General features: G+C 72.6%; 23 protein-coding genes. 15 read left to right on the top strand and 8 right to left on the bottom strand.

The features are described from left to right. Positions 1-288: 288 nt before the first annotated feature. Both KUA19_RS08970 and KUA19_RS08965 read left to right on the top strand, forming a co-directional pair. Positions 289-636 carry an Imm51 family immunity protein gene (locus KUA19_RS08970; protein ID WP_217395671.1) on the top strand — a complete coding sequence of 116 codons (348 nt, stop codon included), beginning with the start codon at positions 289-291 and terminating at the stop codon, positions 634-636. Between the two features lie 41 nt (positions 637-677). Next, complete coding sequence (locus KUA19_RS08965) at positions 678-1,730, top strand: S66 family peptidase (protein ID WP_217395670.1); 1,053 nt, start codon at positions 678-680, stop codon at positions 1,728-1,730. A gap of 48 nt (positions 1,731-1,778) precedes the next feature. On the opposite strand, the gene KUA19_RS08960 is transcribed toward KUA19_RS08965, so the two are convergent. Then, positions 1,779-2,570, bottom strand: coding sequence for a hypothetical protein (locus KUA19_RS08960; protein WP_217395669.1), 792 nt, complete (start codon positions 2,568-2,570; stop codon positions 1,779-1,781). Positions 2,571-2,738: 168 nt separating this feature from the next. On the opposite strand from KUA19_RS08960, the gene KUA19_RS08955 reads away from it, so the two are divergent. The 4 genes from KUA19_RS08955 to KUA19_RS08940 all read left to right on the top strand — a co-directional run bounded on the left by KUA19_RS08955 (position 2,739) and on the right by KUA19_RS08940 (position 5,866). Next, positions 2,739-3,620, top strand: coding sequence for a hypothetical protein (locus KUA19_RS08955; protein WP_217395668.1), 882 nt, complete (start codon positions 2,739-2,741; stop codon positions 3,618-3,620). 64 nt (positions 3,621-3,684) lie between these two features. Further along, entirely contained in the window at positions 3,685-4,662 is a 978-nt protein-coding gene (locus KUA19_RS08950) for a Vgb family protein (RefSeq protein ID WP_217395667.1), read from the top strand. 99 nt (positions 4,663-4,761) lie between these two features. Next, positions 4,762-5,634, top strand: coding sequence for a PfkB family carbohydrate kinase (locus KUA19_RS08945; protein ID WP_217395852.1), 873 nt, complete (start codon positions 4,762-4,764; stop codon positions 5,632-5,634). 49 nt (positions 5,635-5,683) lie between these two features. Then, positions 5,684-5,866 carry a DUF4236 domain-containing protein gene (locus KUA19_RS08940; RefSeq protein ID WP_217395851.1) on the top strand — a complete coding sequence of 61 codons (183 nt, stop codon included), beginning with the start codon at positions 5,684-5,686 and terminating at the stop codon, positions 5,864-5,866. Between the two features lies 1 nt (position 5,867). Here the strand turns inward: KUA19_RS08940 and KUA19_RS08935 are convergent, their stop codons facing one another. Then, on the bottom strand, positions 5,868-6,836 hold the full coding sequence (locus KUA19_RS08935; RefSeq protein WP_217395666.1) for a GNAT family N-acetyltransferase: 969 nt from the start codon (positions 6,834-6,836) through the stop codon (positions 5,868-5,870). Positions 6,837-7,307: 471 nt separating this feature from the next. Here KUA19_RS08935 and KUA19_RS08930 point away from each other — a divergent pair, with 471 nt between their 5' ends. Continuing rightward, positions 7,308-10,172, top strand: coding sequence for an AfsR/SARP family transcriptional regulator (locus KUA19_RS08930; RefSeq protein ID WP_217395665.1), 2,865 nt, complete (start codon positions 7,308-7,310; stop codon positions 10,170-10,172). Here KUA19_RS08930 and KUA19_RS08925 read toward each other — a convergent pair. Then, a complete protein-coding gene (locus KUA19_RS08925; RefSeq protein ID WP_217395664.1) occupies positions 10,169-11,329 on the bottom strand; it encodes an acetyl-CoA C-acyltransferase in 1,161 nt (386 codons plus the stop codon). The two genes, KUA19_RS08930 and KUA19_RS08925, sit on opposite strands and share 4 nt — an antisense overlap. A gap of 152 nt (positions 11,330-11,481) precedes the next feature. Further along, complete coding sequence (locus tag KUA19_RS08920) at positions 11,482-11,937, bottom strand: hypothetical protein (protein WP_217395663.1); 456 nt, start codon at positions 11,935-11,937, stop codon at positions 11,482-11,484. Between the two features lie 111 nt (positions 11,938-12,048). Between KUA19_RS08920 and KUA19_RS08915 the strand changes: the two genes are divergently transcribed. Continuing rightward, a complete protein-coding gene (locus tag KUA19_RS08915; RefSeq protein WP_217395662.1) occupies positions 12,049-12,537 on the top strand; it encodes a glutathione peroxidase in 489 nt (162 codons plus the stop codon). Between the two features lie 71 nt (positions 12,538-12,608). Here KUA19_RS08915 and KUA19_RS08910 read toward each other — a convergent pair whose 3' ends face one another. Next, the gene (locus tag KUA19_RS08910; protein ID WP_217395661.1) at positions 12,609-13,724 is read right to left on the bottom strand and encodes a YihY/virulence factor BrkB family protein; all 1,116 of its coding nucleotides are present in this window, start codon (positions 13,722-13,724) and stop codon (positions 12,609-12,611) included. Positions 13,725-13,910: 186 nt separating this feature from the next. On the opposite strand from KUA19_RS08910, the gene KUA19_RS08905 reads away from it, so the two are divergent. The 4 genes from KUA19_RS08905 (at position 13,911) to KUA19_RS08890 (ending at position 19,991) form a co-directional block, all read left to right on the top strand. After that, positions 13,911-15,410 (top strand): hypothetical protein, encoded by a 1,500-nt coding sequence (locus tag KUA19_RS08905; RefSeq protein WP_217395660.1) that lies wholly within the window; start codon positions 13,911-13,913, stop codon positions 15,408-15,410. 29 nt (positions 15,411-15,439) lie between these two features. After that, positions 15,440-15,802, top strand: a complete 363-nt coding sequence (locus KUA19_RS08900) for a PH domain-containing protein (RefSeq protein ID WP_217395659.1) — start codon at positions 15,440-15,442, stop codon at positions 15,800-15,802. A gap of 204 nt (positions 15,803-16,006) precedes the next feature. Further along, a complete protein-coding gene (locus KUA19_RS08895) occupies positions 16,007-17,758 on the top strand; it encodes a serine/threonine protein kinase (protein ID WP_217395658.1) in 1,752 nt (583 codons plus the stop codon). A 70-nt stretch (positions 17,759-17,828) separates the two neighbouring features. Beyond that, positions 17,829-19,991, top strand: a complete 2,163-nt coding sequence (locus tag KUA19_RS08890) for a transglycosylase domain-containing protein (protein ID WP_217395657.1) — start codon at positions 17,829-17,831, stop codon at positions 19,989-19,991. A 96-nt stretch (positions 19,992-20,087) separates the two neighbouring features. Here KUA19_RS08890 and KUA19_RS08885 read toward each other — a convergent pair whose 3' ends face one another. Beyond that, positions 20,088-21,284, bottom strand: coding sequence for a hypothetical protein (locus tag KUA19_RS08885; protein WP_217395656.1), 1,197 nt, complete (start codon positions 21,282-21,284; stop codon positions 20,088-20,090). Positions 21,285-21,522: 238 nt separating this feature from the next. Then, the gene (locus KUA19_RS08880; RefSeq protein WP_217395655.1) at positions 21,523-22,041 is read right to left on the bottom strand and encodes a hypothetical protein; all 519 of its coding nucleotides are present in this window, start codon (positions 22,039-22,041) and stop codon (positions 21,523-21,525) included. Positions 22,042-22,186: 145 nt separating this feature from the next. On the opposite strand from KUA19_RS08880, the gene KUA19_RS08875 reads away from it, so the two are divergent. Next, positions 22,187-22,627, top strand: a complete 441-nt coding sequence (locus tag KUA19_RS08875) for an NUDIX hydrolase (RefSeq protein ID WP_308167387.1) — start codon at positions 22,187-22,189, stop codon at positions 22,625-22,627. Here the strand turns inward: KUA19_RS08875 and KUA19_RS08870 are convergent. Further along, positions 22,603-23,220 (bottom strand): M48 family metalloprotease, encoded by a 618-nt coding sequence (locus tag KUA19_RS08870; RefSeq protein ID WP_217395654.1) that lies wholly within the window; start codon positions 23,218-23,220, stop codon positions 22,603-22,605. The two genes, KUA19_RS08875 and KUA19_RS08870, sit on opposite strands and share 25 nt — an antisense overlap. Before the next feature lie 106 nt (positions 23,221-23,326). Here KUA19_RS08870 and KUA19_RS08865 point away from each other — a divergent pair, with 106 nt between their 5' ends. Further along, a complete protein-coding gene (locus KUA19_RS08865) occupies positions 23,327-23,965 on the top strand; it encodes a DUF2238 domain-containing protein (RefSeq protein ID WP_308167386.1) in 639 nt (212 codons plus the stop codon). 122 nt (positions 23,966-24,087) lie between these two features. Next, the gene (locus KUA19_RS08860) at positions 24,088-24,714 is read left to right on the top strand and encodes a 4a-hydroxytetrahydrobiopterin dehydratase (protein ID WP_217395652.1); all 627 of its coding nucleotides are present in this window, start codon (positions 24,088-24,090) and stop codon (positions 24,712-24,714) included. The last annotated feature ends 85 nt before the right edge of the window (positions 24,715-24,799 follow it).

Here is a 24,799-nt window from a genome sequence, read left to right as displayed (position 1 = left end):
ACCCAATCCTCCCGTCCGGACCCGGGCGCAGCTCAGCGCCGATGCCGACCCCGCCGCCCGACCTCGCCGTCAGGCTCGGCTCAACTTGCCGGGCAACTGGGCGAAAGCGGTGCGGTCATACGCCCGATTGCCGGGCAACTTGAGCCGATCTTGGACGTGGTGGGGGTCACTCAGGGTCGTGCGGGACCGAGGGTGGGGCTTGAGCGCCGGTTTTGGCCGAACGGAGGAGGCAAAGTCGGCCCTTCGGCGAAACATCGCCGGTGCATCGAAGCGCCTATGCTCGCGGTCATGTCGAGCAACCACGACTTCGCGCCGTGCCGCCTGATGGAGAGTGACTCCGGCGAGTACAGCCTGATCTTCGATGACTTCGATGACTATGTGGACATCTTCGACGAGCAGGGCTGGGAGGGCAACGGCTACGCCTGGGAGGGCGTGGTGCAGGTGATGCTCGCCGACCGCGTGCCGGAGATCCTCGACCAGATCGAGTTCGACTCCGAGACCGGGTTGTTCTCGGTGACCGCACGGAGCGACGACCCGCTGCTGGAAGTGGCCGCGGTGATCCGGGAGGCGACCGTCGACCTCGACGTGCTGGCCGACGCGATCGCCCGCGCCGAGGAGCAGGGGCTGCTCGACTAATCGGGTGCGGGCCGGCCGCGGCCTGGGCTAGCGTCCCGGCCATGGCAGCTCCCCGTACGCCCATGGTCGGCACCCCGAAACCGCGTCCCGGTGACCGGGTCGCGGTGCTCTCCCCGTCGCACGGCTCCCCCGCACAATTCCCGCACGTGTACGAGCAGGGCCTGGCCCGGCTACGCGACGAGCTCGGCCTGGTCCCGGTGGAGTACCCGACCACCCGCGCCGAGCACGCCTCGGCCGCGGACCGGGCGCGCGACCTCGAGGCCGCGTTCGCCGACCCGTCCATCAGGGCGGTGCTGGCCACCATCGGCGGCGAGGACCAGATCACCGTCGTGGCGCACCTGGACCCCGCGGTGCTGCGGGCCGACCCGAAGCCGTTCTTCGGCTACTCCGACAACACCAACCTGCTCAACGCGCTGTTCCACGCCGGGGTGGTGTCCTACCACGGCGGGTCGGTGATGGTGCACCTCGGGCGCGGCGGCTCGACGCATCCGGCCACACTGGACAGCCTGCGGGCCGCCCTGTTCACCGAGGGCTGGTACGAGCTGTCCCCCGCCACCGAATCCGGCGACGAGGTGCTGAACTGGAGCGACCCCGCCGCCCTGACCCGGACGTCGCCGCTGGAACCGGTCGGCGGCTGGCACTGGTACGGCCCGAGCGCCGTGGTCGAGGGCCCGTGCTGGGGCGGCAACCTGGAGATCATCTCTTGGCTGCTGCAGGCCGACCGGGTCGGTCCCGCCGAGGCGTTCGCCGGGCACGTGCTGCTGATCGAGACGTCCGAGGAGATGCCGCCGGCCACGGAGGTGTTCCGCGTGCTGCGCAACATGGGCGAGCGGGGACTGCTCGGCAAGTTCGGCGCGATCCTGGTGGGGCGGGCCAAGGCCTGGAACTTCGACCGGCGCAACGACGCGACGGCCAAGGCGGCGTACCGCGACGAGCAGCGCGCGGCGGTGCTGCGGGCCGTGCGGACGTACGCCCCCGCGGCGGTGCTCGTGTTCGACCTGGATGTGGGCCACACCGATCCGCAACTGATCGTGCCGATCGGCAACCCGGTGCGGGTCGACGCCGTCGACCGCCGGATCAGCGTGTACTACTGACGACCACCGACCCGCGGCGAGCCGTGCCCGCCGCGGGTCGGTCGTGCGTCACAGCGCCGCGAGCAGCTTCGCGGGCATCTCGATCACGTCGGCGGTCGGCGGCGGATTGATCTGCACCGGCTCGCCGTACTCGTAGAGCTCGAACTTCATCATGGTGACGCCCGCGGCCTTGCCGATCTCGCTCATGTCGACCGTCATCACCGAGACCCGGCCCTGGTCGTCGAGGGTGACCCGGAACGGCACCGCGTCGGCCTTGTCGCCCAGAGCCGCGAGCATCTGCGGCGTCATCGTCGGCGACTTCGACAGGTCGACGGTGCCCTCGAAGCCACGCTCACCGGACTTCTTGACGTCGAACGCCGATTTCAGCATCGCGCTGACCGACGCCGGATCCTCCAGCGCCCTGCGGGTCAGGCTGCCGGGCTTGAGCTGGCTGACCTTCATGTGCATCCACTGCTTGGGCAGGGACGGCAGACCCTGGAAGCGCAGCCAGATGTCGTCGCCGACGAGCAGCGTCTCGGTGGTCAGCTTCTGCCCGGTGGCGTTGATCTCCAAGACGGCGCTGGAGCTGTGGCTCGTCACGTCGGCGGCGCCCTTGCCCGTCATCGAGACGGCGCTGCCGACCATGTTCATGGCGTACCTGACGTTCTGCGACTTCATCTTGGCCGAGGCCGCGGCCAGTGCCTCGGTGGGCGGCACGCTGTCCGCGACCGGTGGGGCCGCCGCGGAGACCGTCGACAACGGACGCGGACCCGGATCGGTCGGCTGGCCCTTGCATCCGGCCACGGCGGCCGTGAGGACGACCGCGCCCAGCACCAGCACTGGCAGACGTGACGGCTTCATAACACTTCCTCTCCCGGTGAGATCCCGGCGAACGAGTTTCCACGGGTGACGGACCGGCAGCGTAGTCCCCTCGCGCGAACCGCGCCGGGTGGGGACGCGGGGCCGGACCCCGCCGTCGTACGCTGAACGCCGTCGACGAGGCACGATGCGTCCGGAAAGGACAGCGGTATGGGGGCGAGGCGGGGCACCACGACACTGCCGGGGCGGCGCGGGAACATCCGGTCGACCGGCCTGCCGGCGGTGACGGCCCTGCTGGCACTCGGGGTGCTGGCCGGGTGCGCGGCGGAGAACGAGGCCAACAGCGCCATGCCCGGCGGCGCCCAGGAGGCCCAGCGGGTGCAGGTCGCCTACCAGGACCAAGTGGCCGCGGACCGGGCGAAGCTGGTGCCCGGCCACATCGATCTCGACGGGCCGACAGCACCCGAGGTCGGCTCCACGTACCAGGTGAAGGCGACCATCTGCGGGCCGATGTCCACCGTCTGCGGGCCGATCGGGTCGCCGACCGCCCCGGCCGGGGCGAGCGCCTCACCGCAGCCCAGCGCCTCGCCGCAGCCCAGCGCCTCGCCGCAGGCGACCGCATCGCCGCTGCCGCAGGTGATGACCGGGGCCCGGATCCGGGTGCGGCTGTCCTCGCAGCTGCCCGGAAAACTGGAGGCGATCTCCAACCCCGTTCAGCCCGTGGTCGCCGCCGACGACGCGGCCAACTGGATCTGGGACGTGCGCGCCGACGAGCCGGGCGACTACACGCTGACCTTCGTGGTCTCCACGCTGGCCGGGGAGACCGGCGAGAACCTGATGCCCGACCAGGTGTTCACCATGCGGTTCCCGGTCGCCAGCACCTCGACCTACTGGTGGGAGTCGACCGGCGCGACCGCGTGGCAGGTGCTGCTGGGCCTCGGCGGCCTGCTCAGCGCGTTCGGCGTGTCGGTGCTCGGCGTGGTCAAGTGGCTGCGCCGCCGCTACCGGGAGCGCACCGGCCAGGCCGCGGCGGTCACCGGCATGGCGACGGCGATGCCCGAGCCCACCCCGCCGTCAGGCGCCGGTCACTGACGCCGTTACCGAACCGGAGCACGGGCGCGCCCTGGTCTTGTCCCGGGGCCCGCAGGCTGTTCGGATGATCCGTCGTACGCTCACCGCCGCCGCCACGGCCCTGGCCGCCACGCTGCTGTCGGTGGCCGCCTGCGCCGAGCCCGCGCACACCCCGCCCCCGGCGCGGACGGCCTCGCCGAGCGCCCCGGCCGGGCCGGGCGTGCCCGTGGACTCGCCGATCGGGCTGGCGGTGACCGCCGACGGCGGCGTCTGGACGGCCAGCGCCGACCGCGACGCCGTGGTGCGGCTCGACCCGGCCACCGGCGCGGTGGTGCGCACCGTCCCGGTGGGACGTACGCCGTTGCGGCTGGCCGCCGACGGGGACCTGCTGTGGGTTTCGTTGTTCCGGTACGGCCACCTGCTCGGCATCGACACCGCCACCGGCACCGTCAGGGTCGACGTGCCCGCCCCGGACGGCCCGGAGGGGGTCGCGGTCGGGCTGGGCTCGGTGTGGCTGGTGCGCCAGGACGCGGGCATGCTCAGCCGCCTGGACCGGACCGGCCGCAAGGTGGCCGACATCCGGATCACGGGTGGGCCGCGACTGGTCACGGTCGGGGGCGGACAGGTGTGGGTGTCGTCGTACGGCGCCGGGACGCTGACCCGCGTCGACGCGTCGGGCAAGGCCGAGACCAGCCCGAAGCTGTGCGACGGCGCGCAGGGCCTGCTGGTGCGCGGCGACGTGGTGTGGGTGACCTGCACCGGCGGCGGCGAGGTGGTGGCCGTGGACGCGGCTAGCCTGCGGGTGCTGGGCCGGGTCGCCGTCGCGGGCGAACCCGACGCGGTGTTCGCCGTGGGTGAGCGGCTGTTCGTGGTGGCCACGCAGGGGCCGACCGTGCTGGAGCTGTCGACCGACCCGGCCACGCCGAAGGAGCTGCGGCGCACCGTGCTGGGCGGGGCGCGGCCGCTGCGCGACGCCGCCAACGTCGACGCGGTCGTGGTGGGCGGACAACTGTGGGTGTCCTCGGTGTCGCAGGACGGGATCTACCGGGTGCCCCTGCCCTGACCCGTGCGGGGCGGCTAACCTGCGCCGGTGAACAGCACCTCTTCTGAGCTGGATGTAACCTCCCCCGAACTGGATGTACTGGTACTGGGCGGCGCCGGGGTGGACACCCTGGTCTACACCCCGCAGCTGCCCCTGCCGTACGCCGACAGCTACATGGTCCCGACGATCACCACCCGCGCCGGGCACACCGGCGACGCCGTCGCCCTCGGCCTGCACGCCCTGGGCCTGCGCACCCATCACCTGGACGCGATCGGCGACGACCACGAGGGCGAGCTGGTGCGGCGGCTGCACGACGACCACGGCGTGCCGTTCACCGCCCTGCCCTCCCCCGGCGGGACCAAGCGCGCGGTGAACCTGGTCGGCCCGGACGGGCGGCGGCTGTCGCTCTACGACGTCGGCCGCGGCGACGGCACCGCCGACTTCCCCGCCGAGCTGCTGGACCGGTTGGCGGGCGCGGCCCGGCACGTGCACGTCAGCATCACCCACCCCGGCGCCAACGCCCTGGCGCGGCTGACCCGGGCCGGGGTGACCGTCTCCACCGACCTGCACAACTGGGACGGCGAGAACCCGTACCACGAGGCGTTCGCGCACGCCGCGGACGTGGTGTTCCTGTCCGCGGCGGCGCTGGCCGACCCCGAGCCGGTGCTGCGCCGGATCGTCGCGCACGGGCGGGCCCGCGTCGTGGTGGCCACGGCCGGAGCAGACGGCGGCCACCTGCTCGAACGCGGTGCGTCGGCCCCGGTCCGGTTCGCCGCGACGGCGCCGCCCGCGCCGGTGGTCGACTCCAACGGCGCCGGTGACGCCTTCGTCAGCGGCTTCCTGTACGGCTGGCTGTCCGGCGCCCCCACCGCCGACTGTGTGCGCTACGCCACCCTCTGCGGCGCCCACGCCTGCACCGTGGCGGCCACCGAGATGGCCCCGCTCGACCTGGTCACGCTGCGCGAACGGGCGGGCGCGGCCGTCACCGGCTGATGTGGACGAGGCGGGTTTGCGGTGGCGCGGGAGCGGTTACATGGCAGGCATGAGTCTGGTGTTCCGCAAGGTCATGAGAATCGGCCCGCTGCGCCTGAACTTCACGCGCAACGGCCTGTCGTCGTGGACGTTCAAGATCGGTCGCTGGTCGTGGAACTCGAAGACCAGGGCCCACCGCGTCGACCTGCCCGGCCCGCTGTCCTGGAAGCAGGACAAGGCGCCGAAGGACTGAGTCAGCCCACCCACTGCTCGCGTACGCGGGTGCGGTGGAAGCCCAGTCGGGCGTTGATGTCGAGCATGTGGGTGTTGGACGGATCGGTGGTGGTGCGGATGCGCCGCACCACCATCCCGTCGGCCACCAGCCAGCGCACCATCCGCGCCTTGAGCCACAGGCCGAGGCCGTGCCCGCGGTGCGCGGGCACCACCGCCGTGTCCTCCTGGTACGCCAACTGCGGGTGCAGCAGCGGGACGGCGACCACGGTCAGTCCCGCCACCACTCCGGTGCCCTCGTGCAGCGCGACGACGGTGCGCAGTTGACACCCGCGCCGGGCCCACCACTGCTCCACCGCACGCGTGTGCTCGACGCTGCCGGGCGCCACCTGGTAACCCAGCCCGCCGTCGGGTGAGTCGCCCATCGCCTCGGCGGCGGCGACATAGGACGCCACCAGCTCGTCCGGGGCCGCGCCCGACCAGCGCACCGCCCGGTAGCCCGCCGGTTCGCGGTCGTCGGGCAGCTCGTCGGCGGCGCGCACCAGGTCCAGTTCGGACTCCCACAGCGTCTGCGCGCGCCGCGCCCCGGCCGCCGCCGCGAACGCCGACCCGGCCGACTCCGCGCCCACGTCGAACACCAGCGTCGTACGACCCGCCTCGGCCAGGCCCGCCCGGACCGCCGTCAGCAGCGCCGTGCCGTGCCCCCGCCGCCGGTACGCCGGATGCACCACCACCTCGGCGAAGCCCCAGTCGAGGTTCTCCCGGTCCGACAGCGACAGCGTCGCGGTGCCCACCGGTTCGTCACCGTCCTTGGCCAGCCAGTGCCGCGTGCGCGTGCTCGGCGGCGGGGCCGCCAGGCGCGCCGCGAGCGCCGCCTCGGGCAGGTGCGGGTGGTCGGGGTCGTCGACGGCGGCCGCCGCTTCGTGCACCCGGTGCCAGTCCGCCACGGCGTCGGAGTCGGCGTCTGCGGCGTCGAAGGGCGTCAGGTCCATAGACCGCTTTCTAGTGCCGTATCGACCAACCGTCAACGGCGAATGCCGCTCCTGGTCGGGTGATCCCCGCTTCGGGGCGAGCGATTCCCACCCGGTGGCGCGGCTGGCCACGGACAACTCGACCGGTGACACCGGCAACCCCATTGGACAGGCCACTGGCGTGTGACGCCACCCCGGACAAACAACTTGGCCGGATCCACAGATGACCATGGGATGCGCGGGTCCGCTACGGTGCCGGGCAACGGGGAGGTGACCAGTGATGGAAGGGTGCGCGCCAAGCTGCCGGCGTCCTGACCCGCAGCCGGCGCACCACCGCGTGCGAGCGCCAGCCGACTGCGGCGGTCCACCCCCGTGTCCAGACCGACAAACAGCTGCGCTTTGCCCGCGCGCTCATGGTGGCCGATACCGGTTGCATTCTGGTTGCGCGAGCACGCAACCGCCCAGCAGACTCTTCCTGACCTTGGAGGCGCGTTGATCGCATTCGGCGTCCTCGGGCCGTTGACCGTCCACATCGACGGCCGGCCCGTGGCCGTGCCGGGCCTGCTCCAGCGGCGGTTGCTGGCAGTGCTGCTCAGCCGGGTGGGGCAGCCCGTGAGCGCGCAGCGGCTGGCCGACCTGATCTGGGACGGCGAGCCCCCGCTGAGCCACCGCAAGACGCTACAGGTGTACGTGCACCGGTTGCGCCGCACCCTGGCCGACCGGATCGAGCACGGCCCGGCCGGGTACCGCATCGTCGCGGCCCCCGAGGAGCTGGACTGGCTGCGCTTCACCACGTTGGCCGAGCAGGGCCGGGCCGCCCGGGACGAGGGGCGGGTCCTGGCCGCGGACGAGCTGCTGCGGCAGGCGCTGGCGCTGTGGCGCGGCGAGCCCTACGCCGACGTGCGCCTCGACGACGTGCTGGCCGACCACGTCGGGCAGCTCACCGAGGCATATCTGCAGGTGCGGGAGGACAGCCTGTGGCTGGCGCTGGACCTGGGCCGCCACGCGGCGGCCGCGGCGGAGCTGGCCGCGCTGACCCAGGCCCATCCGTACCGGGAGGGCCTGCGGGCGCTGCTGATGCTGGCGCTGCACCGCGGCGGCCGCCCGGCCGAGGCGTTGCGGGTCTACCACGACACCGCGGAGCTGCTGGCCGAGCAGCTCGGCACCGATCCGGGCGCGACGCTGCGGACCCTGCACGCCGCGCTGCTGCGCGACGACCCGCGCCTGGCCGACATCGGCGCGTGCCACCTGGCCGAACTCGACGAGCCGGTCGAGGCCGCCACTCCACCGGCGCCCCCGCCGCCCGCCGCTACCGCCGAGCCGGTCTCGGCGGTGCCGGCGCAGCTGCCCGCCGACCTGCCCGTGTTCACCGGTCGAGCGGCCGACCTGCGGCGCCTCGACGCACTGGTGCCCGCCGACGGTGCGACCGGCACGGTCATCTCGACCATCGCGGGCACCGCCGGAGTCGGCAAGACCTCGCTGGCGGTGCACTGGGCCCACCGGGTCGCCGACCGGTTCCCCGACGGCCAGTTGTACCTGAACCTGCGCGGTTTCGACCCGACCGGCAAGGCGGTCACCCCGGCGCAGGCGCTGCGCGCGTTCCTGGACGCGCTCGGGGTGCCGCCGGAGCGGATCCCGTCCGGCACCCAGGAGCGGGCCGCGCTGTTTCGCAGCCACCTGGCCGGGCGGCGGGTGCTGGTGCTACTGGACAACGCGCGCGACGCCGAGCAGGTCCGCCCGCTGCTGCCCGGCTCGCCCGGCTGCCTGGCCCTGCTGACCAGTCGCAACCCGCTGCCCGCGCTGATCGCCTCGCACGGGGCGCATCTGCTGGCACTGGACCTGCCCGGCCCGGCCGAGGCCCGGCAACTGCTGGCCCGGCGGATCGGTGCCGCCCGGGTCGAGGCCGAGCCGCACGCCGCCGACGAGCTGGTGCGCCGCTGCGCACGGCTGCCGCTGGCGGTGGCGGTGGTGGCGGCCCGCTGCGCGACGCGGCCCCAGCTGGCGCTGGCCGAGGTCGCCCGGCAGCTGCCCGCCGCCGCGCGGGCGCTGGACGCGTTCGCCGGCGAGGACCCGGTGACCGACGTGCGGGCGGTGCTGTCGTGGTCGTACCGGGAGCTCAGCCCGGACGCGGCCCGGCTGCTGCGGCTGCTCGGCATGCATCCCGGCCCCGACCTGGCGGCCCCGGCGGCGGCGGCGCTGGCCGGGTCGACCGTGGCGCAGGTGCGGCCGCTGCTGGACGAGCTCGCCCTGGCCCACCTGATCACCGAGCCGGTGCCGGGGCGCTACGGCTGCCACGACCTGCTGCGGGCGTACGCCGCGGAGCTGGTGCGGGCGGCGGAGCCGCAGGAGGAGCGGCTGGCCGCCACCATCCGCATGATCGACCACTACCTCGTCAGCGCCTACCGCTGCTCGACAGCGCTCTACCCGCACCGGCACTCGATCGCCCCGCCGGAGCCGGTTCCGGGCGCCGAACCGGTCACATTCGCCGACTATTCGCAGGCCATCGCGTGGCATGCCGAGGAGGAGGCGACGCTGGACGGCGTCGTCCGGCTCGCCGCGGCGGGCGGCTTCGACACGCAGGCGTGGCAGCTGGTCTGGTGCTGCTACATCCCGGCCGATCGCCGGGGGCGACTGATCGAGCATCGCGAGGTGGAGCGCATCGGGCTGGCGGCGGCCCGGCGGACCGGCGACCCGCGGGCGCAGGCGTACCTGCACCACTCCTACGCCTGCACACTGAGCTGGTCCGACGGGCAGGAGGAGGCGAAGGAGCAGTTCGCGGCCGCGATCGACCTGTTCACCCGCTGCGGCGACGACCCCGGCCTGGCGCACGCGCACCTGAACCTGTCGCTCGTCTTCGACCAGCAGGAGCGCTGGGAGGAGGCGCTGCACCACGGGATGCGGGCGCTGGAGGTGTTCGAGGCCATGGGGCACCTGTCCGGCCAGGCCAAGACCCTGAACTCGACCGGCTGGTTCCTGGCCATGCTGGGCCGCCACGACGAGGCGCTGCGCGCCTGCGAGGCGGCGGTGGCGCTGCTGCGTGAGCTCGGCGACCACTACAACGAGGGCATGACCTGGGACAGTCTCGGCTTCATCCACCTGTCCAAGGGCGACGTGACGCGGGCTGTCGAATGCTACCGGCAGGCATTGCTGATGTGGCGGGACCTGGCCGACCCGTACATCCGGGGCACGGTCGCCACCCGGCTCGGCGAGGCGTACCTGGCCGCCGACGACGCCGAGTCCGCCGCGCAGGTGTGGCGCGAGGCGTTGGCGGTGCTGGAGGGTATCGGCCACGCCCACGCCGAGCGGGTGCGTGAGCTGCTGGCCGACCTCGAGGGCCGGGTCGACTGCCGCGATTAGAGCAGTTCGAGGATGGTGGCGTTGGCCATGCCGCCGCCCTCGCACATGGTCTGCAGTCCGTAGCGGATGTCGTTGTCGCGCATGTGGTGCAGCAGGGTGGTCATCAGCCGGGCGCCGCTGGCGCCCAGTGGGTGGCCCAGCGCGATGGCGCCGCCGCGCGGGTTGAGCCGGTCCGGGTCGGCGCCGGTCTCGGCTAGCCACGCCAGCGGCACCGGCGCGAACGCCTCGTTGACCTCGTACGCGCCGATGTCGGCGATGGTCAGCCCGGCCCGGCGCAGCGCCTTGGCGGTGGCCGGGATCGGCGCGGTCAGCATGACGACCGGGTCGTCGGCGGCGACGACCGCGGTGTGGATGCGCGCCAGCGGGGTGAAGCCGTTCGCGGCGGCCCACTCGGACGTGGTGACGGCCACCGCCGCGGCGCCGTCGGAGATCTGCGACGCCGTCCCGGCGGTGACCACGCCCTCGGGGTGGAACGGAGTGGCGAGCTGGCCCAGCTTCTCCAGCGAGGTCTCGCGGCGGATGCCCTCGTCGGTGTGCACGTCACCGACGGAGGCGATCTCGGCGGCGAACAGGCCGCCGTCGCTGGCCGCGGCCGCCTTCGCGTGGCTGGCCAGGGCGTACTCGTCGAGCCTGGTACGCGAGAAGCCCCACTTACGGGCGATCATCTCGGCGCCCACGCCCTGGTTGAACGGCACCGGCGCGTCCCCGGCGAAGCCCTCGACCCCGGCGTAGCGGGTGCGCACGGCCGGGCCGTACGGCACGCCCAGCTCGCCGACCGAGGAGCCCATCGGCACCCGGCTCATCGACTCCACGCCCGCGGCGACCACCAGGTCGGCCTGGCCGGACAGCACCGTCGCGGCGGCGAAGTGCACCGCCTGCTGGCTGGAGCCGCACTGGCGGTCCAGGGTGGTGCCGGGCACCGTCTGCGGCCAGCCCGCCGCCAGCACCGCGTTGCGGCCGATGTTCCAGGACTGCTCGCCGCTCTGCGACACGCAGCCGAGGATCACGTCCTCGACGTCGGCGGGGTCGAACCCGGTCCGGTCGCCCAGGTCCTCCAGCAGCTGCCCGGCCAGGTCGACCGGGTGTACGCCGGACAGGCCGCCGTTGCGCCGGCCGATGGGCGTGCGAAGAGCTCCGATGATCACCGCATCACGCATGCCCGAAGCCTACTGCGCGGTAACCGCCGCTGTGCGCGGTGTCCCCGGTCCCGATCACGCCCCTTGATCGTTCAAGTTGCCGGGCAATCGTGGGGATGAAGGGCCAAGATACGCCCGATTGCCCGGCAACTTGAACGATCTTGGGGCCCGGGTCAGCGGAGGCGGGTGGCGAGGGCGGCGGCCGCGATCAGCAGCACCACGAGCTTGGCACCCCGGTTGGCGCGCCGGTCCACCAGCACCGCGGCGCCCGCGTACGCCAGCAGGATGGCCAGCACCCACCCGCCCGGCCAGTCCGCCGCCATCTCAAGATGGATCACGGCCACGGCGAAGCAGACGAACACGACCGGACCGACCAGCGCCACCGGCCAGGCCGGACGCACCCGGAACAGCACCAGCAGCGGCCACATGGTGACCGCCGCGGCCAGCAGGCAGCCGAAGATGATCAGAAGGGCGTCGCCGAGGCACTCCATGCCGCCCTCGCAGCCCTGGCCGCGCACCAGCCCGAACGCGATCCCCAGCCACACCGCCGTCGCCAGCAGGGCGGCCAGCGAGGTGCGGGCGGCGCGGGCGGCGGTCGACGGGGATGTGTCGGGCTCGATGCTCGTCATGAACGACATCGTGGCAGATTCCCGCCATCGCACCACCGGCCCAACGGTGGAGGCCGCCGAGCCGCTCGGCACACCGGGTCACCGCGTTTCCGGCGGCTAAGGTTGGCCGCTATGAGCATCTACGACGTACAGATCAAGACCCTGCAGGGCGCCGACGCCGACCTCGCGCAGTACCGGGGACGGGCCGTCCTCATCGTCAACGTGGCGTCGAAGTGCGGTCTCACCCCGCAGTACACCGGCCTGCAGCAGCTGGCCGCCGACTACGCCGAGCGTGGGCTGGTCGTGCTGGGCGTGCCGTGCAACCAGTTCGGCGGACAGGAGCCGGGCAGCGCCGACGAGATCGCCGAGTTCTGCGACGTCAACTACGGCGTGACCTTCCCGATGACCGAGAAGGTCGAGGTCAACGGCGCCGGACGGCACCCGCTCTACGACCTGCTCACCGCCGTTCCGGACGCCGCGGGTGACGCCGGGGACATCCAGTGGAACTTCGAGAAGTTCGTGGTCGGCCGCGACGGCCAGGTCGTGGCTCGGCTGCGCCCACGCACCACGCCCGAGTCGCCCGAGCTGGTCGACGCGGTCGAGAAGGCCCTGGCCGCCTGAGTCAGGCGCGCTGAGTCAGGCGCGCTGAGTCAGGCGCGCTGAGTCAGGCGCGCTGAGTCAGGCGCGCTGAGTCAGGCGCGTGCCGGTGGGGCGGGCTCGTCCGGCTCCACCGGTACGACCTCGTCCACCGGCCCGCCCTCGTCCACGAGGTCGCCCTCGATCACGTCCGGTCCGCCCTCCGGCAGCACCGGCGGTTGGCCGGGGACGGGCTGACGGGGCACGTCGCGCAGCGGCAGGTACGGCTCGGCGTCGTGGGGCAGCCCGGCCGCGATCGCCCTGGCCCGGCTCAGTTCGGCGTCGAACTCCGCCCCGAGCAGCACCGCGACGTTGGTCAGCCACAGCCACACCAGGAAGATGATCACTCCACCGAGCGCGCCGTACGTGCGGTTGTACGAGTCGAACGTGGTGGTGTAGTACGCGAACCCGGCCGACGCCGCGATCCAGGCGACCATGGCCACCATCGTCCCCGGCGTGATCCACCGGAACCCGGCCTGCCGCGCGTTGGGCCCGGCCCAGTACAGCAGGGCCAGCAGCAGGTTCACCACGATGATCAGCACCGGCCACTTGACGATGTCGAAGACCCGAACCGTCGTCTCCTCCACGCCCAGCGCCCGCCCGGCGTGGGTGGCCACCCGGCCGGTGAACACCACCGCCAGCGCGCTGGCCGCCAGGGTCAGGCCGGTCACCGCGGTCACGAACAGCTGCACCGGCACCGTCTTCCACACCGGCCGCCCCTCGGGCACGTCGTAGATGACGTTGGCCGCCCGCATGAACGCGCCGGTGTAACTGGTCGCCGACCAGAACGCCAGGCCGATGCCGATCGCGAAGGCCACCCCGGCGGCGCGCTGGTCGTAGCGCAGCTCGTTCAGCACGTCCAGCACGGCCCGCTGGGCCGGGCCCGGGGTCAGCTCGCTGATGTTCTCGGCGACGGCCGCGGTGGTCTTGCTGCCGAACAGGCCCACGCCCGCGACCAGCACCAGCAGGCCCGGAATGATCGACAGCACGCTGTAGTAGGTGAGCGCGGCGGCCCGGTCGGCCAGATCGTCGTCGATGAACTCGGCCACCGTGCGGAAGGTGATGCGCAGCCAGGAGCGCACGCCGAGCTGGGACGGGCGGTCAGGCCCCTTCGCCAGCAACCTGACCAGGCGCTCCCGGTAGGCCCGCCCCGGTTCCCTGTTCCGTGCCACGCCGCCTCCACCCTGTCCTGCCATCGAGGTGTATGACATCACCGCGCGCCATACCCCCACAAGGTCGCCCCACACCTCCGTGTCCCCTGTGGATCACCCACGCCGCCCCCGCCCGGCGCCGTATGATCGGGACACCCCCGCCAGACAGTGCACCGACCGCGACACGCACACGACGGGGGTTACGTGATGGGGTGGAAGTACCAATCGCCACCGGGCTGGCCGACACCGCCGGAAGACTGGACGCCCCCGCCCGGCTGGAAGCCCGATCCGTCCTGGCCCGCACCGCCGGACGACTGGCAGTTCTGGGTCAGCGACGGTGCGGACGACCCGACCCAGCTCATGCACGCGCTGCTCCCCGACGACGAGGACACGCCACTGGACCAGCTGTGGTCCGACGGGTTCGAGGAGACCGACCCGAACGAGGTGCCACCGCCCGCCCCGCTGGTCGTCCCGACTCCCGTCGCCGAGTCACCCGGTGTCGCCGAACCGCACGGTCTCGCCGAACCGCACGGTGTCGCCGAACCGCGCCGTGTCGCCGAACCATTCCCTGGCGCCGAACCGCGCCCTGTCGCCGAGTCCGCGACGGACGCCGTGGCGGAGTCTCCAGCCCCCGATCAAGCGCGGACGCTCGCGCCTTCGACCACCGACGCGCAGGCGAACGGGCAGGCATCCCCCGAACCCGATGGTGCCGCACCCGAGCCGGTCGGCGCGCGGATCGCCGCCTCGGCCGCCTCGGCCGCACCGTCCGGGCCCGAACCGGTCGCGCGGCAGGGTGAGCAGTCGGTCGCACTGCAGGGCGAGGTGGTGCCCGCCGCGCGTACGCACGCGCCCGGCCATGGACGGCACGAGGCCGCCGGCCCGGGTCACGCGCTCTCGCGCGCCTTCACCCACGCGCACACGCCGACCCACGCCCGGCCGAAACGCAGGCGGCGCTGGTGGATGGCGGGAGCGGCGGGCGTGGCGCTGCTGCTGTGCCTGGGCCTGGGCGTCGGCGGAGTCATGCTGGCACGCGACCGGGCCGGGGACAGCAAGGCCGATCCGGTGGTCGAGTCGGCCGCGCCCGACGCGACCGAGGTCGTCGCCTCACCGAGCCCACGGCAGTCGACGCAGGCCCAGGCCGCGCCCGTGCCCAGCCCGCAGACCGGGCAGGACCCTCCCGACGCGCTGCCGCAGGACCAGGTGTTCGAGGGCGCCGGTCCGCAGGTGGTGCCGCTGAACCTCAACGGGGCCTACCACACGGCACTGCTGAGCTACCGCGGCACCGGGCCGTTCCTGGTGCAGACGGTGAACAAGGACGGGGCGCAGCTGCGTACCCTGGTCGAGGCGGGCGACAGCTACGACGGCGTACGGCCGCTGGACCTCGACGACAAGCCCGCCGCGGTCAGCATCAAGGCCGACGGACCGTGGAAGATGACGGTGCGGCAGTTGGCCGAGTCGCCGGTGTGGAACGGCACCGCCAACGGGGTCGGCTCGCAGGTGCTGCTGGTGCCCCGGGTCACCGACGACAGCACCAAGGTCGTCTTCGACCACCGCGGCCAGGGACCGTTCACGGTGCAGGCGTACGGCGCCGAAAGCGCGAGCCTGCTCAGCCAGGAGGGCGACTTCACCGGCGAGACGGTGCTGCCGCACGGAACGGTGGTCGTGGTGATCGAGGCCAGTGGAGTGTGGACACTCAGCCGCGGCTGACGGTTGCGGGCCCGATCTAGGGTCGGGCCATGAGTGTCACGTACGACCGCAAGGAGCAGCTGCAGCAGATCCAGAGCGGGTTGCTGCCCGGTGAGCAGGTGATCGCCGTGTACGACGCCATCGGCACAGGCACCGGCTTCATCGGTCTGACCGACCTACGGGTGATCATCCAGGACACCTCGTTCGTGGGTAAGAAGGTCGCGCTGACCAGCATCCCGTACTCGAAGATCACCAGTGTCAGCGTGGTGAGCAACCGGTCCTGGGCCGGGCAGTTCTTCTCCACCGGTGCGATCGCGATCCACGTCGGCGCGCACGTCTACCAGATGGAGTTCCGCGGCGACGAGAAGACCCACCACGTGCACGACCTGATCCTGCACCGCATCACGCGCTGAGTGTCGGGATCCGACACTCGCGGCGACCGTCCGCAAGCAACCTTCGGTTGCGCGTCAGCGTCATCTACTGGACTTCCGGGACCGCCCGCGGGATGGCAGTATGTCGCCAGACCTAGCCGGGGGACGGGTCGCGACCGGACGTGCACGGCCGACCCCGCGGTTCCCGGCGTCTGACGGGAGCGACAGAACGGGAGCCCGCGCACCATGGTGAGCCCTGAGCCCTACCGGCCACTGCGGACCGCAGACCCCCGGGAACTCGGCGGATACACGCTGCTGGGCCGCCTCGGTGAGGGCGGCATGGGCAACGTGTACCTGGCCCGGTCGGCCTCGGGGCTCATCGTCGCGTTGAAGGTCATCCGGGCCGAACTGGCCGGGGAGCCGGAGTTCCGGCAGCGGTTCCGCAGCGAGGTGGAGCGGGCCAAGCAGGTGCCGCCGTTCTGCACCGCCGAGGTGCTCGACGCCGACCCCGACCACGACACGCCTTACCTGGTGGTCGAGTACGTCGACGGGCCGAGCCTGTCCACGGTGGTGCAGCAGCGCGGTGCGCTGACCTCGGCCAACCTGCACGGCCTGGCGATCGGGGTGGCCACCGCGCTGACCGCGATCCACGGGGCCGGGGTGATCCACCGCGACCTCAAGCCCAGCAACGTGCTGCTGGCGCCGGGCACCCCGAAGGTGATCGACTTCGGCATCGCGCGGGCGGTCGAGGGCCAGTCCGGCGACACCCGCACCGACCAGCTCATCGGCACGGTGGCGTACATGGCGCCGGAGCGGCTGGACAGCAAGGCCCGTAAGACGCTGACCCCGGCCGCGGACATCTTCGCCTGGGGCGCCGTGGTGGCGTACGCGGGGACGGGCCGGATCACCTTCGCCGCCGACTCGATGCCCGCCGTCGCGGTGCGCATCCTGACCGAGCGCCCCGACCTGGACGGGCTGGACGCACCGCTGCGCGAGCTGGTCGAGGCGTCGCTGGCCAAGGACCCGACCGACCGTCCCTCCGCGCGGGACCTGCTCGACCGGCTGCTCACCACCGGCCCCACCCGGGCGCTGTCGGCGGGGCAGCTGCCCCGGCAGACCGAGGCGCTGGCGGCCGCGGGCAGCCGCTTCGCCGTGGTCAACACCGCCTCCGGCGGTCCCCGCCCGCTGCCCCGGCGCGGGGGCCGGTGGACCGCCGCCGTGCTCGGCCTGGCCACCTCGACCGTACTGCTGGGCGGGCTGGTGGTGGCCCTGCTGACCGGAGCGCTGCAACTGCCGCCAGGGTTCGCCGCACCGGCGGCCTCGGCCAGCCCGTCGCTGTCGGCCTCGCCGTCACCGTCGCCCAGCCCGAGCCCGTCACCAAGCCCGAGCCCGTCGCCGAGCCCGTCGGCCAGCCCATCACCGTCGGCCAGCCCGAAGCCGCCCAAGCCGGACCTGGTCGACCCGCTGACAGCGCCGGACGGCTGGCCGACGCGCACCGACGACAAGGATGGGGCGACCTGCCTGTTCGAGGACGCCGGCTATGTGGCGACGACACTCAAGCCTTGGTCGTACCGCTGTGGCGGGCCGCTGGACACGCTCGCCGACTTCCGGGTCGAGGTCGATGTGACGCTGATCAGGCCGGGCTCGTGCGCGCTGGTCTTCTTCCGCTTCGACGACCCGACGGGTTACGCGCTGCGGGCCTGCGAGGACAACGCCTACCTGGTGCGGTACGGGGTGCCTGACATCGACGATGTGACGGTGCTGCGGACGTACAAGTACGTGACCAAGGTGTCGACGGGCACGAAGTTCCGGGTGGCGGTCTCCGGCAGCGGGAACAAGATCCGCTTCTTCGCGGGCGGCAAGCAGATCGGCGCCTACGACCAGGCGCAGTTCCCCGAGGGCCGGATCATCTTCGGCGTGCAGCCCGCCGACGGGCAGGGTGCCACGCCGTGGCAGGTCCGCTTCAACAACGCGAGGGTCTGGTTCGTCGCGGCCTGACCGGACAGTCCGCATCAGGATCAGTGAATCTTCCTCATGTAGACCGTCTACGCTGCCTATATTCGGGACTATGGTGCAGCGGTTCCTCAGCCATTTCAGCCGTTACAGCGGCTTGCTGCGCACCGGCGTGCTGGGGGGCGCGGCACTGGCGCTGGCCTCCCTGCCCCTGGCCGTCCCCGCGGGACTCGGCGTGATGAAGGCGTCCGACATCTACCAGGCGCTCCCCACGCAGCTGCGCGACCATCAGGTCGGCCAGACGTCGTACGTCTATGCCAACGACGGCAAGACCCTCATCACGATGTTCTACGACGAGCATCGCAAGTTCGTGCCCCTCAGCACCGTGTCGCCCAAGGTCACCCAGGCGGTGCTCGCCGCCGAGGACGCGCGGTTCTACTCACACATGGGTGTCGACGTGAAGAGCATCGCCCGCGCGTTCCTCACCAACCGGCGCGAGGGCGAGGTCGCCCAGGGCGCCTCCACCCTGACCATGCAGTACGTGCGCATGTCACTGCGCGACAGCGCGCGCACGCCCGGCGAGGCGATCCAGGCCACCGAGCAGACCCCCGAGCGCAAGCTCACCGAGATCCGGCTCGCGGTCAAGCTGGAGGGCCACTGGACCAAGAACCAGATCATGGAGGGCTACCTCAACATGGCCTACTTCGGCCATCGAGCGTACGGCATCTACGCCGCCTCCCAGATCTACTTCTCCAAAGAGCCCAAGGACCTGACCCTGGTCGAGGCCGCCACGCTCGCCGGGCTGGTCAAGGCGCCGTCGTCGTTCGACCCGGCCAACCAGCCGCAGGCCGCGCTGGACCGGCGCAACTACGTGATCCGGCGGATGGCCGAGCTGAAGCTGATCACCCCGGAGCAGGCCACGGCCGCCACCGCCACGCCGATCAAGCTCAAGCTCACCGAGCCCGTGCACGACTGCTCCTCGGTGCCCTCGGCCCACCGCGACTGGGGCTTCTTCTGCGACTTCTTCAAGAACTGGTGGCAGCAGCAGGCGGCGTTCGGCACCAACCCCAACGACCGCCTGGACGCGCTGCGCACCGGCGGCTACCAGATCGTGACCAGCCTCGACCCGAAGCTGCAGGCGTTCTCCGAGGAGGACCTGATCAAGCGCGAGCCGCTGAACAGCAAGCTGGCGTACGGCAACGTGGTGATCGAGCCGGGCACCGGCCGAGTGGTCACCATGTCGGTCAACCGGATCTACTCGCTGGACCAGTCGGGCAACGGAGCGAACTCCGACCCGATCAAGCAGGCGGCGGGCATCAAGGGCAGCTACCCCAACACCGTGGCGCCGCTGCTGGGCGGCGGCAACATCTCCGGTTACCAGGCCGGGTCGACGTTCAAGATGTTCACCATGCTGGCGGCGCTGGACTCGGGTCTGAAGATGTCCAAGTCGTTCTACGCCCCGCAGCGCTACGTCTCGCAGTACGTCGTCGAGCCCGGCGGCCCGGCCGCCTGCGGCAACCGGTGGTGCCCGTCCAACGCCAGCGGCAGCATGACCGGCAAGCAGAACATGTACACCGGGTTCGGCAAGTCGGTGAACACGTACTTCGTGCAGCTGGAGCAGTTCATCGGCGCCGAGAAGGCCGTGCGGATGGCCGAGAAGGTGGGCCTCACCTGGCACAACGACGTCGACCGGTCGCTGGCCACACCGGCCCGCGCCGACGGCTGGGGTTCGTTCACCCTGGGCGTGGCCGACACGACGCCGCTGGAGATGGCCAACGCGTACGCCACCGTGGCCGCCGAGGGCATGTACTGCAAGCCCAGCCCGGTCATGGCGATCAAGGACCCGACCGGTGCGGACGTCATCCACAAGACCAAGGACGGCAGGACCGTCAAGGCCGCCGACCCGCAGTGCACCCGGGTGTTCAGCCAGGACGTGGGCCGGGCCGCCACCGACGCCGCCCGCTGCGTCACGGGCTACAAGGCCGCCAAGGGCAGCTGCGGCGACTGGTCCACCGGTTCCATCGTGTACGGCCTGGTCGGCCGCCCGGTCGCGGGCAAGACCGGCACCACCGACAACACCCAGGCGGCCTGGTTCGTCGGGTTCACGCCCGAGCTCGCCGCGGCCAGCTTCATCGCCGACCCGGACAACACCCGGAACGCGGCCACCGACGGCAACTACAACAAGCCGCTGGAGGCGGTGGCCAACTCCCTGCGTACGGCCCTGCAGGGCAAGCCGGTACGCGACTTCAACCCGCCCTCCAACGCGATCCTCAACTAGCGGCGGCGCCACGTTGCCGGGCAATCGGCGGTATGAGTGTCCTCGTACCGCCCGATTGCCCGGCAACCTGAGTGCGCGCGGTCGCGGGGGCGTCGGTCACCAGGCGCCCGGGTCGTCGCCGGTGCGCTGCTCGGGCACCCGCCAGTCGGTCATCCAGGACTGCTCCACGGCCAGCGCCTGGCACAGCGCGTCGATGCTCCAGGTCTCGTGCGGGGCGGGCACCGACACCTGCTCGGTGCGCAGGCGGCGGCACGCCGCGTCGAGCAGGCGCAGGTCGTGCCGGTCGGCGCCGCCCGCCGTGAGCAGCCGCCGGGCCGCCACCAGCTCGTCGACCAGCGCCCGCTCGACCTGCCCGGCCAGCAGCGGGGGCCGGGCGTCGACGTCGACCGGGCGCCGCGGCGGGGCCAGCACCGCGACCGCGACCAGCCACAGCACGCCCAACCGCAGCACCTCGGCGAACCCGTTGTGCCACCCGCTGGCGGCCAGGGTGGTCGGACGGGTCCAGCCGAACACCTCGGTCAGGTGCAGCAGCGGCACCAGGTCGACCAGCTGCCAGGCGTAGTCGGCAGCGGCGGCCAGCGCCACGTCCACAGCGGGCGCGACGGTGGGGTCGAGCTCGTACCCGCCGAGTCCGGTTCCCTCCGGCAGCAGCCGACCCGGCCGCGCGTCGATCCAGCCGGCGCGCCACGCGGCGACGGTGAGCAGCACCGACAGCGCGGCCAGCGCCGCCAGGCGCGGCACCAGCGGCCGCAGCTGCCGACTGCGCGCCCACCGCCCGGCCCAGCGCAGCTTCTCCGCGTGCGAGGCGGTGCCGGACCGGTGGATCAGACCCAGCAGTCGCCGGTGCAACGGATCGCGCAGCCACGACGGCAGCGGGGCGGGGGCGGGCGCGGGCTCGAACCGGCGCGGCGGGCGCCGCCAGGACCAGTACTCGCCGCTCACGGCCTGCTGCCAGACCTTGGCGTCGCGGCGCCGGAGCAGCTCCCGCACCGGGGCTGCCAACAGCGCGATCAGGGCGGCGGCCAGCCCGCCGAGCCACCACCAGGCGGCGGCGCGCCCGCCGAGCAGCACCAGCACCGCGCAGACGGCGGCCACCGCGGCCGCTGCCCCGGCCAGCCAGCAGGCCAGCCGCACCAGCGCGGCCGAGCCGACCCACAGCCACATGCCGGTCGGGAACGGCAGCACCGCGTCACTCTTTCGACGCGGCAACCGTTCGGATCGGACCGCCAGCTCGTTGACCCTGGTGAAGTCCGGCTGCAGGCGGTTGGTCCCCCCCACGCTCCTGACGTCCATCGCGCTCCCCGTGCTCGGCCGAGTACCTTCCGCCGCACACTAGGCCAATCCAGCATCAATGGCAGTCAATCGCCCGACACCATGACACACAGGGTGTGCGACCCTGTCGGCGGTGCTGCGGTTTCGGGGAATCTGCGCGAACCTTGGGCCCGCATTCCCGCACTTTCCCCGAAACCGCAGCGCGGCGGCGCCCGGCGAAAGACCGGGGCGCCGCCGCGCTGGGCGGGGTGGGCGAGGGTCAGGCCTGAGGAGCCTGAGGTGCCTGAGGTGCCTCGGGGGTGCGGAGGGCGGCGGGGACCGTCAGCTTGCCCCCCAGGGCGATGAAGATGCGCAGCACGGTGAACCCGGCCAGGGTGATCAGGCCGAGCCGGGCCAGGGTCAGCACGAGGTAGTCGAACACGCCGATGTACTCCAGCATGCCGAGCCCGATCAGGTATGCCAGCACGCCGAAGAACAGCGCGAACGCGTACTCGGCCAGGGCGATCAGGCTGAACAGGCGCGCGCCGGGCAGCACCGGACCGGTCAGCGTGGCGATCAGCACGGCCACCAGCGGCAGGGCCATCAGGAACAGGTCGGTGAAGCCCGCCCCGACCGAGCGCGAGGCGAGGGTGCTGCTGCCGGCGTCGGGCACGATCCAGGCGAAGAAGCGGAAGAGCAGGTAGAGCGCGGGGTAGGCGAGCAGGGCGAGGACGAACAGCACGCGCAGCGGCTGCAGAGCGGCGGCCACGCGGGCGCCGGACGGTTCGGGAGAGGTCATTGGGTGGCTCCTTCTCGGATGGCGACCCGGCCGGCATACCCGCACCGGCCGACGGCGCATCCTAAGACGCCCCAGTAACATCGCGCATCTGCGAGGGGCGTGGCGGTGCTTGACGGGGCTCGTACACGCGTTCGAGAATGCGCAGGTGGCACACCGGGCACAGACGATCCTCGCGGTACACCTGATCCTGCGACGCGGCGACGACGTGCTGCTTGGGCTGCGGCGCGGCACCGGCTGGTCCGACGGGCAGTGGCACCTGCCCGCCGGGCACGTGGAGCCCGGCGAGTCCCCGTTGGACGCGCTGACCCGCGAGACCAAGGAGGAGCTGGACCTGGCGCTGGACCCGCGGGCCGCGACGCTGGTGCACACCATGCACCAGCACCTGGCCGGCGAGGACCCGTACCTGCACCTGTTCTTCGCGGTCGACCGCTGGGACGGCACGCCGGTCAACGCCGAACCGCACAAGTGCGCCGACCTGCACTGGTTCGGCCTGCGCAAGCTGCCGACGCCGATGGTGCCCTACGCCGCGGCGGCGCTGGCGCACCACCGCGACGGCGTCGGCTACAGCGAGTGGGCCGCGGGCTGACTGCCCGCGCGCTGAGCCAGGTGGCGCAGGCCCCGGCGCACCTGTGCGCGGGGGACCTGCCGCAGGTCGGACAGCCAGACCGGATCGGTCTCGCCGCGCAGCCAGGCGTAGTGCGCCAGCGCGTACGAGTAGCGCGGCAGCGTCAGCCCCGGACGGCGGCGGGCGCAGCGCACGGCCGCCCCGGCGCCGAACACGCCCAGGCCATACCAGACGGTCACCAGGTCGGCCAGCGCCTCGACGTCGGGGTCGGCCGGATCGAGCCGCTCGTCGCCGACCAGCAGCACGTGGCCGAGCTCGTGGGCGATGGTGGCCACCAGCGCGTCCGGGGTGGCGGCGTGGGCGAACCCGACCCCGATCACGGAGTTGCCGCCGCGCAGCCGGTGGTGGCCCAGCGGGGCGGGCTGGGAGTGCAGCTCCAGCTCGACCCGTACCGGATCGACGCCCATCCGCCAGCAAAGCAGGTCCACCAGGGTGCGCGCCTCCTGCAGGCCACCGGAGTAGCCCGCCGGGATCAACTCGGCCGGGCGGGCGGGCAGTGCCAGCAGTGGCGCACGGCCGAACTCACGATCCAGCCACCCGAGGGACGACTCCACCCAGGCATGCTCCTGCGGGCGCACCGGACAGCGTGCCCCCCGAAGTCCCGGCAGTCCGAACCAACGCATGATCCGCATTGTGCGACGGCTACGCCACAATCAGCTAGTGGTTGACACCCCTTCATTCTGGCGCCGCCTGCCGCTTGCCCTGCTCATCCTGGTCACGGGGGTGCTCGTGTGGTCGGGGATCCGACCGAACCGGACCGGTGCCTGGATCATGGAGACGGTCTGGGTGGTCGCCGGACTGGTCGCGATCGTGGCGCTGCGCCGCCGGTTCCCGCTGACGCCGCTGCTGCTGTGCGTACTGGCGGCGTGGGCGGTGGTGCTGTGCTACGGCGGCCACTACACGTACGCGCTGACGCCGCTCGGCGACTGGGCGCGGGAGACGTTCGGGCTGGCCCGCAACCCGTACGACCGCCTCGGCCACCTCATGCAGGGCTTCGCCCCCGCGATCGCGTTCCGCGAGGTCCTGTGGCGTACCTCGCCCCTGCGCGGCTCCCGCTGGCTGGCCCCGCTCACCGTCGCCTGCTGCCTGTCCCTCAGCGCCCTCTGGGAACTCCTGGAATGGGCCGGTGCCTACCTCACCGCCGCGGGCTCCCCCGACTTCCTCGGCGGCCAGGGCGACCCCTGGGACACCCAATGGGACATCCTCTGCGCGCTGCTGGGCGCCCTCCTCGCGCTGACCGTCCTGTCCCACCCCCACTCCCGCCAGCTCCAGGCCCGATCCCAACCCCACCGATCATGAATCCGGGGCCGCCGGTGGGAGCCGTCGACGGGGCGAGCCACTGGCGGAGCGTTCGACGGCGTGTCCCGACACCGGCATCGTGAGCAAAAACCTCGCTCGGTCACGGTGTTAGGTTGGGCGGCGTGTCTGAGCAGATGACGGCTGGGCAGTTCCACGCGGCCGACGGGGTCGGCGACTGGCGGGTGCTCTACCACGTGGTCTCGGCCTGCTTCCGGACCGGTTCGTTCGCCGAGGGCGTGGCGCTGGTCGGCGAGATCGGCCGGCTCGTGGCGGACGCGGACCGCCCGCCCCGGGTCGATCTGCGCCACGACGGCGTCACGGTGACCCTGACCCGCCGCGACGTCGCGCTGGCCCGGCGGATCTCGGCCGCCGCGGCGAAGCTGGGCATCCCGGCCGACCCCGCCGCCGTGCAACTCTTCAGCATCGCGATCGACGCCCTCGTCGGCACGGACGTGCTGCCGTTCTGGCGGGCGCTGCTCGGTTATCACCAGCTCGGCGACGACTTCCTGTACGACCCTGCGGGTCGCGGCCCGGTCTTCGAGATCCAGGCCATGGACGTCGCGCGCCCGCAGCGCAACCGCATCCACATCGACCTCGCCGTCCCGCACGACCAGGCCGAGGCCCGGGTAGCGGCCGCCCTGGCCGCGGGTGGCCGCCTCGTCACCGACGCCTACGCGCCGAAGTGGTGGGTCCTGGCCGACGCCGAGGGCAACGAGGCGTGCATCGCCACCTGGCAGGGCCGCGAATAGCGCAGCCCTTCCCGCGCCCGGCACCGTGCGGCGATAAGAAGGGCCCGTTCTACCGCGTAAAGCGATAAGAAGGGGCCCTTCCTTA

Source organism: Catellatospora tritici, assembly GCF_019083965.1.
GTDB lineage: Bacteria > Actinomycetota > Actinomycetes > Mycobacteriales > Micromonosporaceae > Catellatospora > Catellatospora tritici.
The sequence above is the reverse complement of the archived record's forward strand: the minus strand, read 5'-3'. Positions and strand labels throughout refer to the sequence as shown.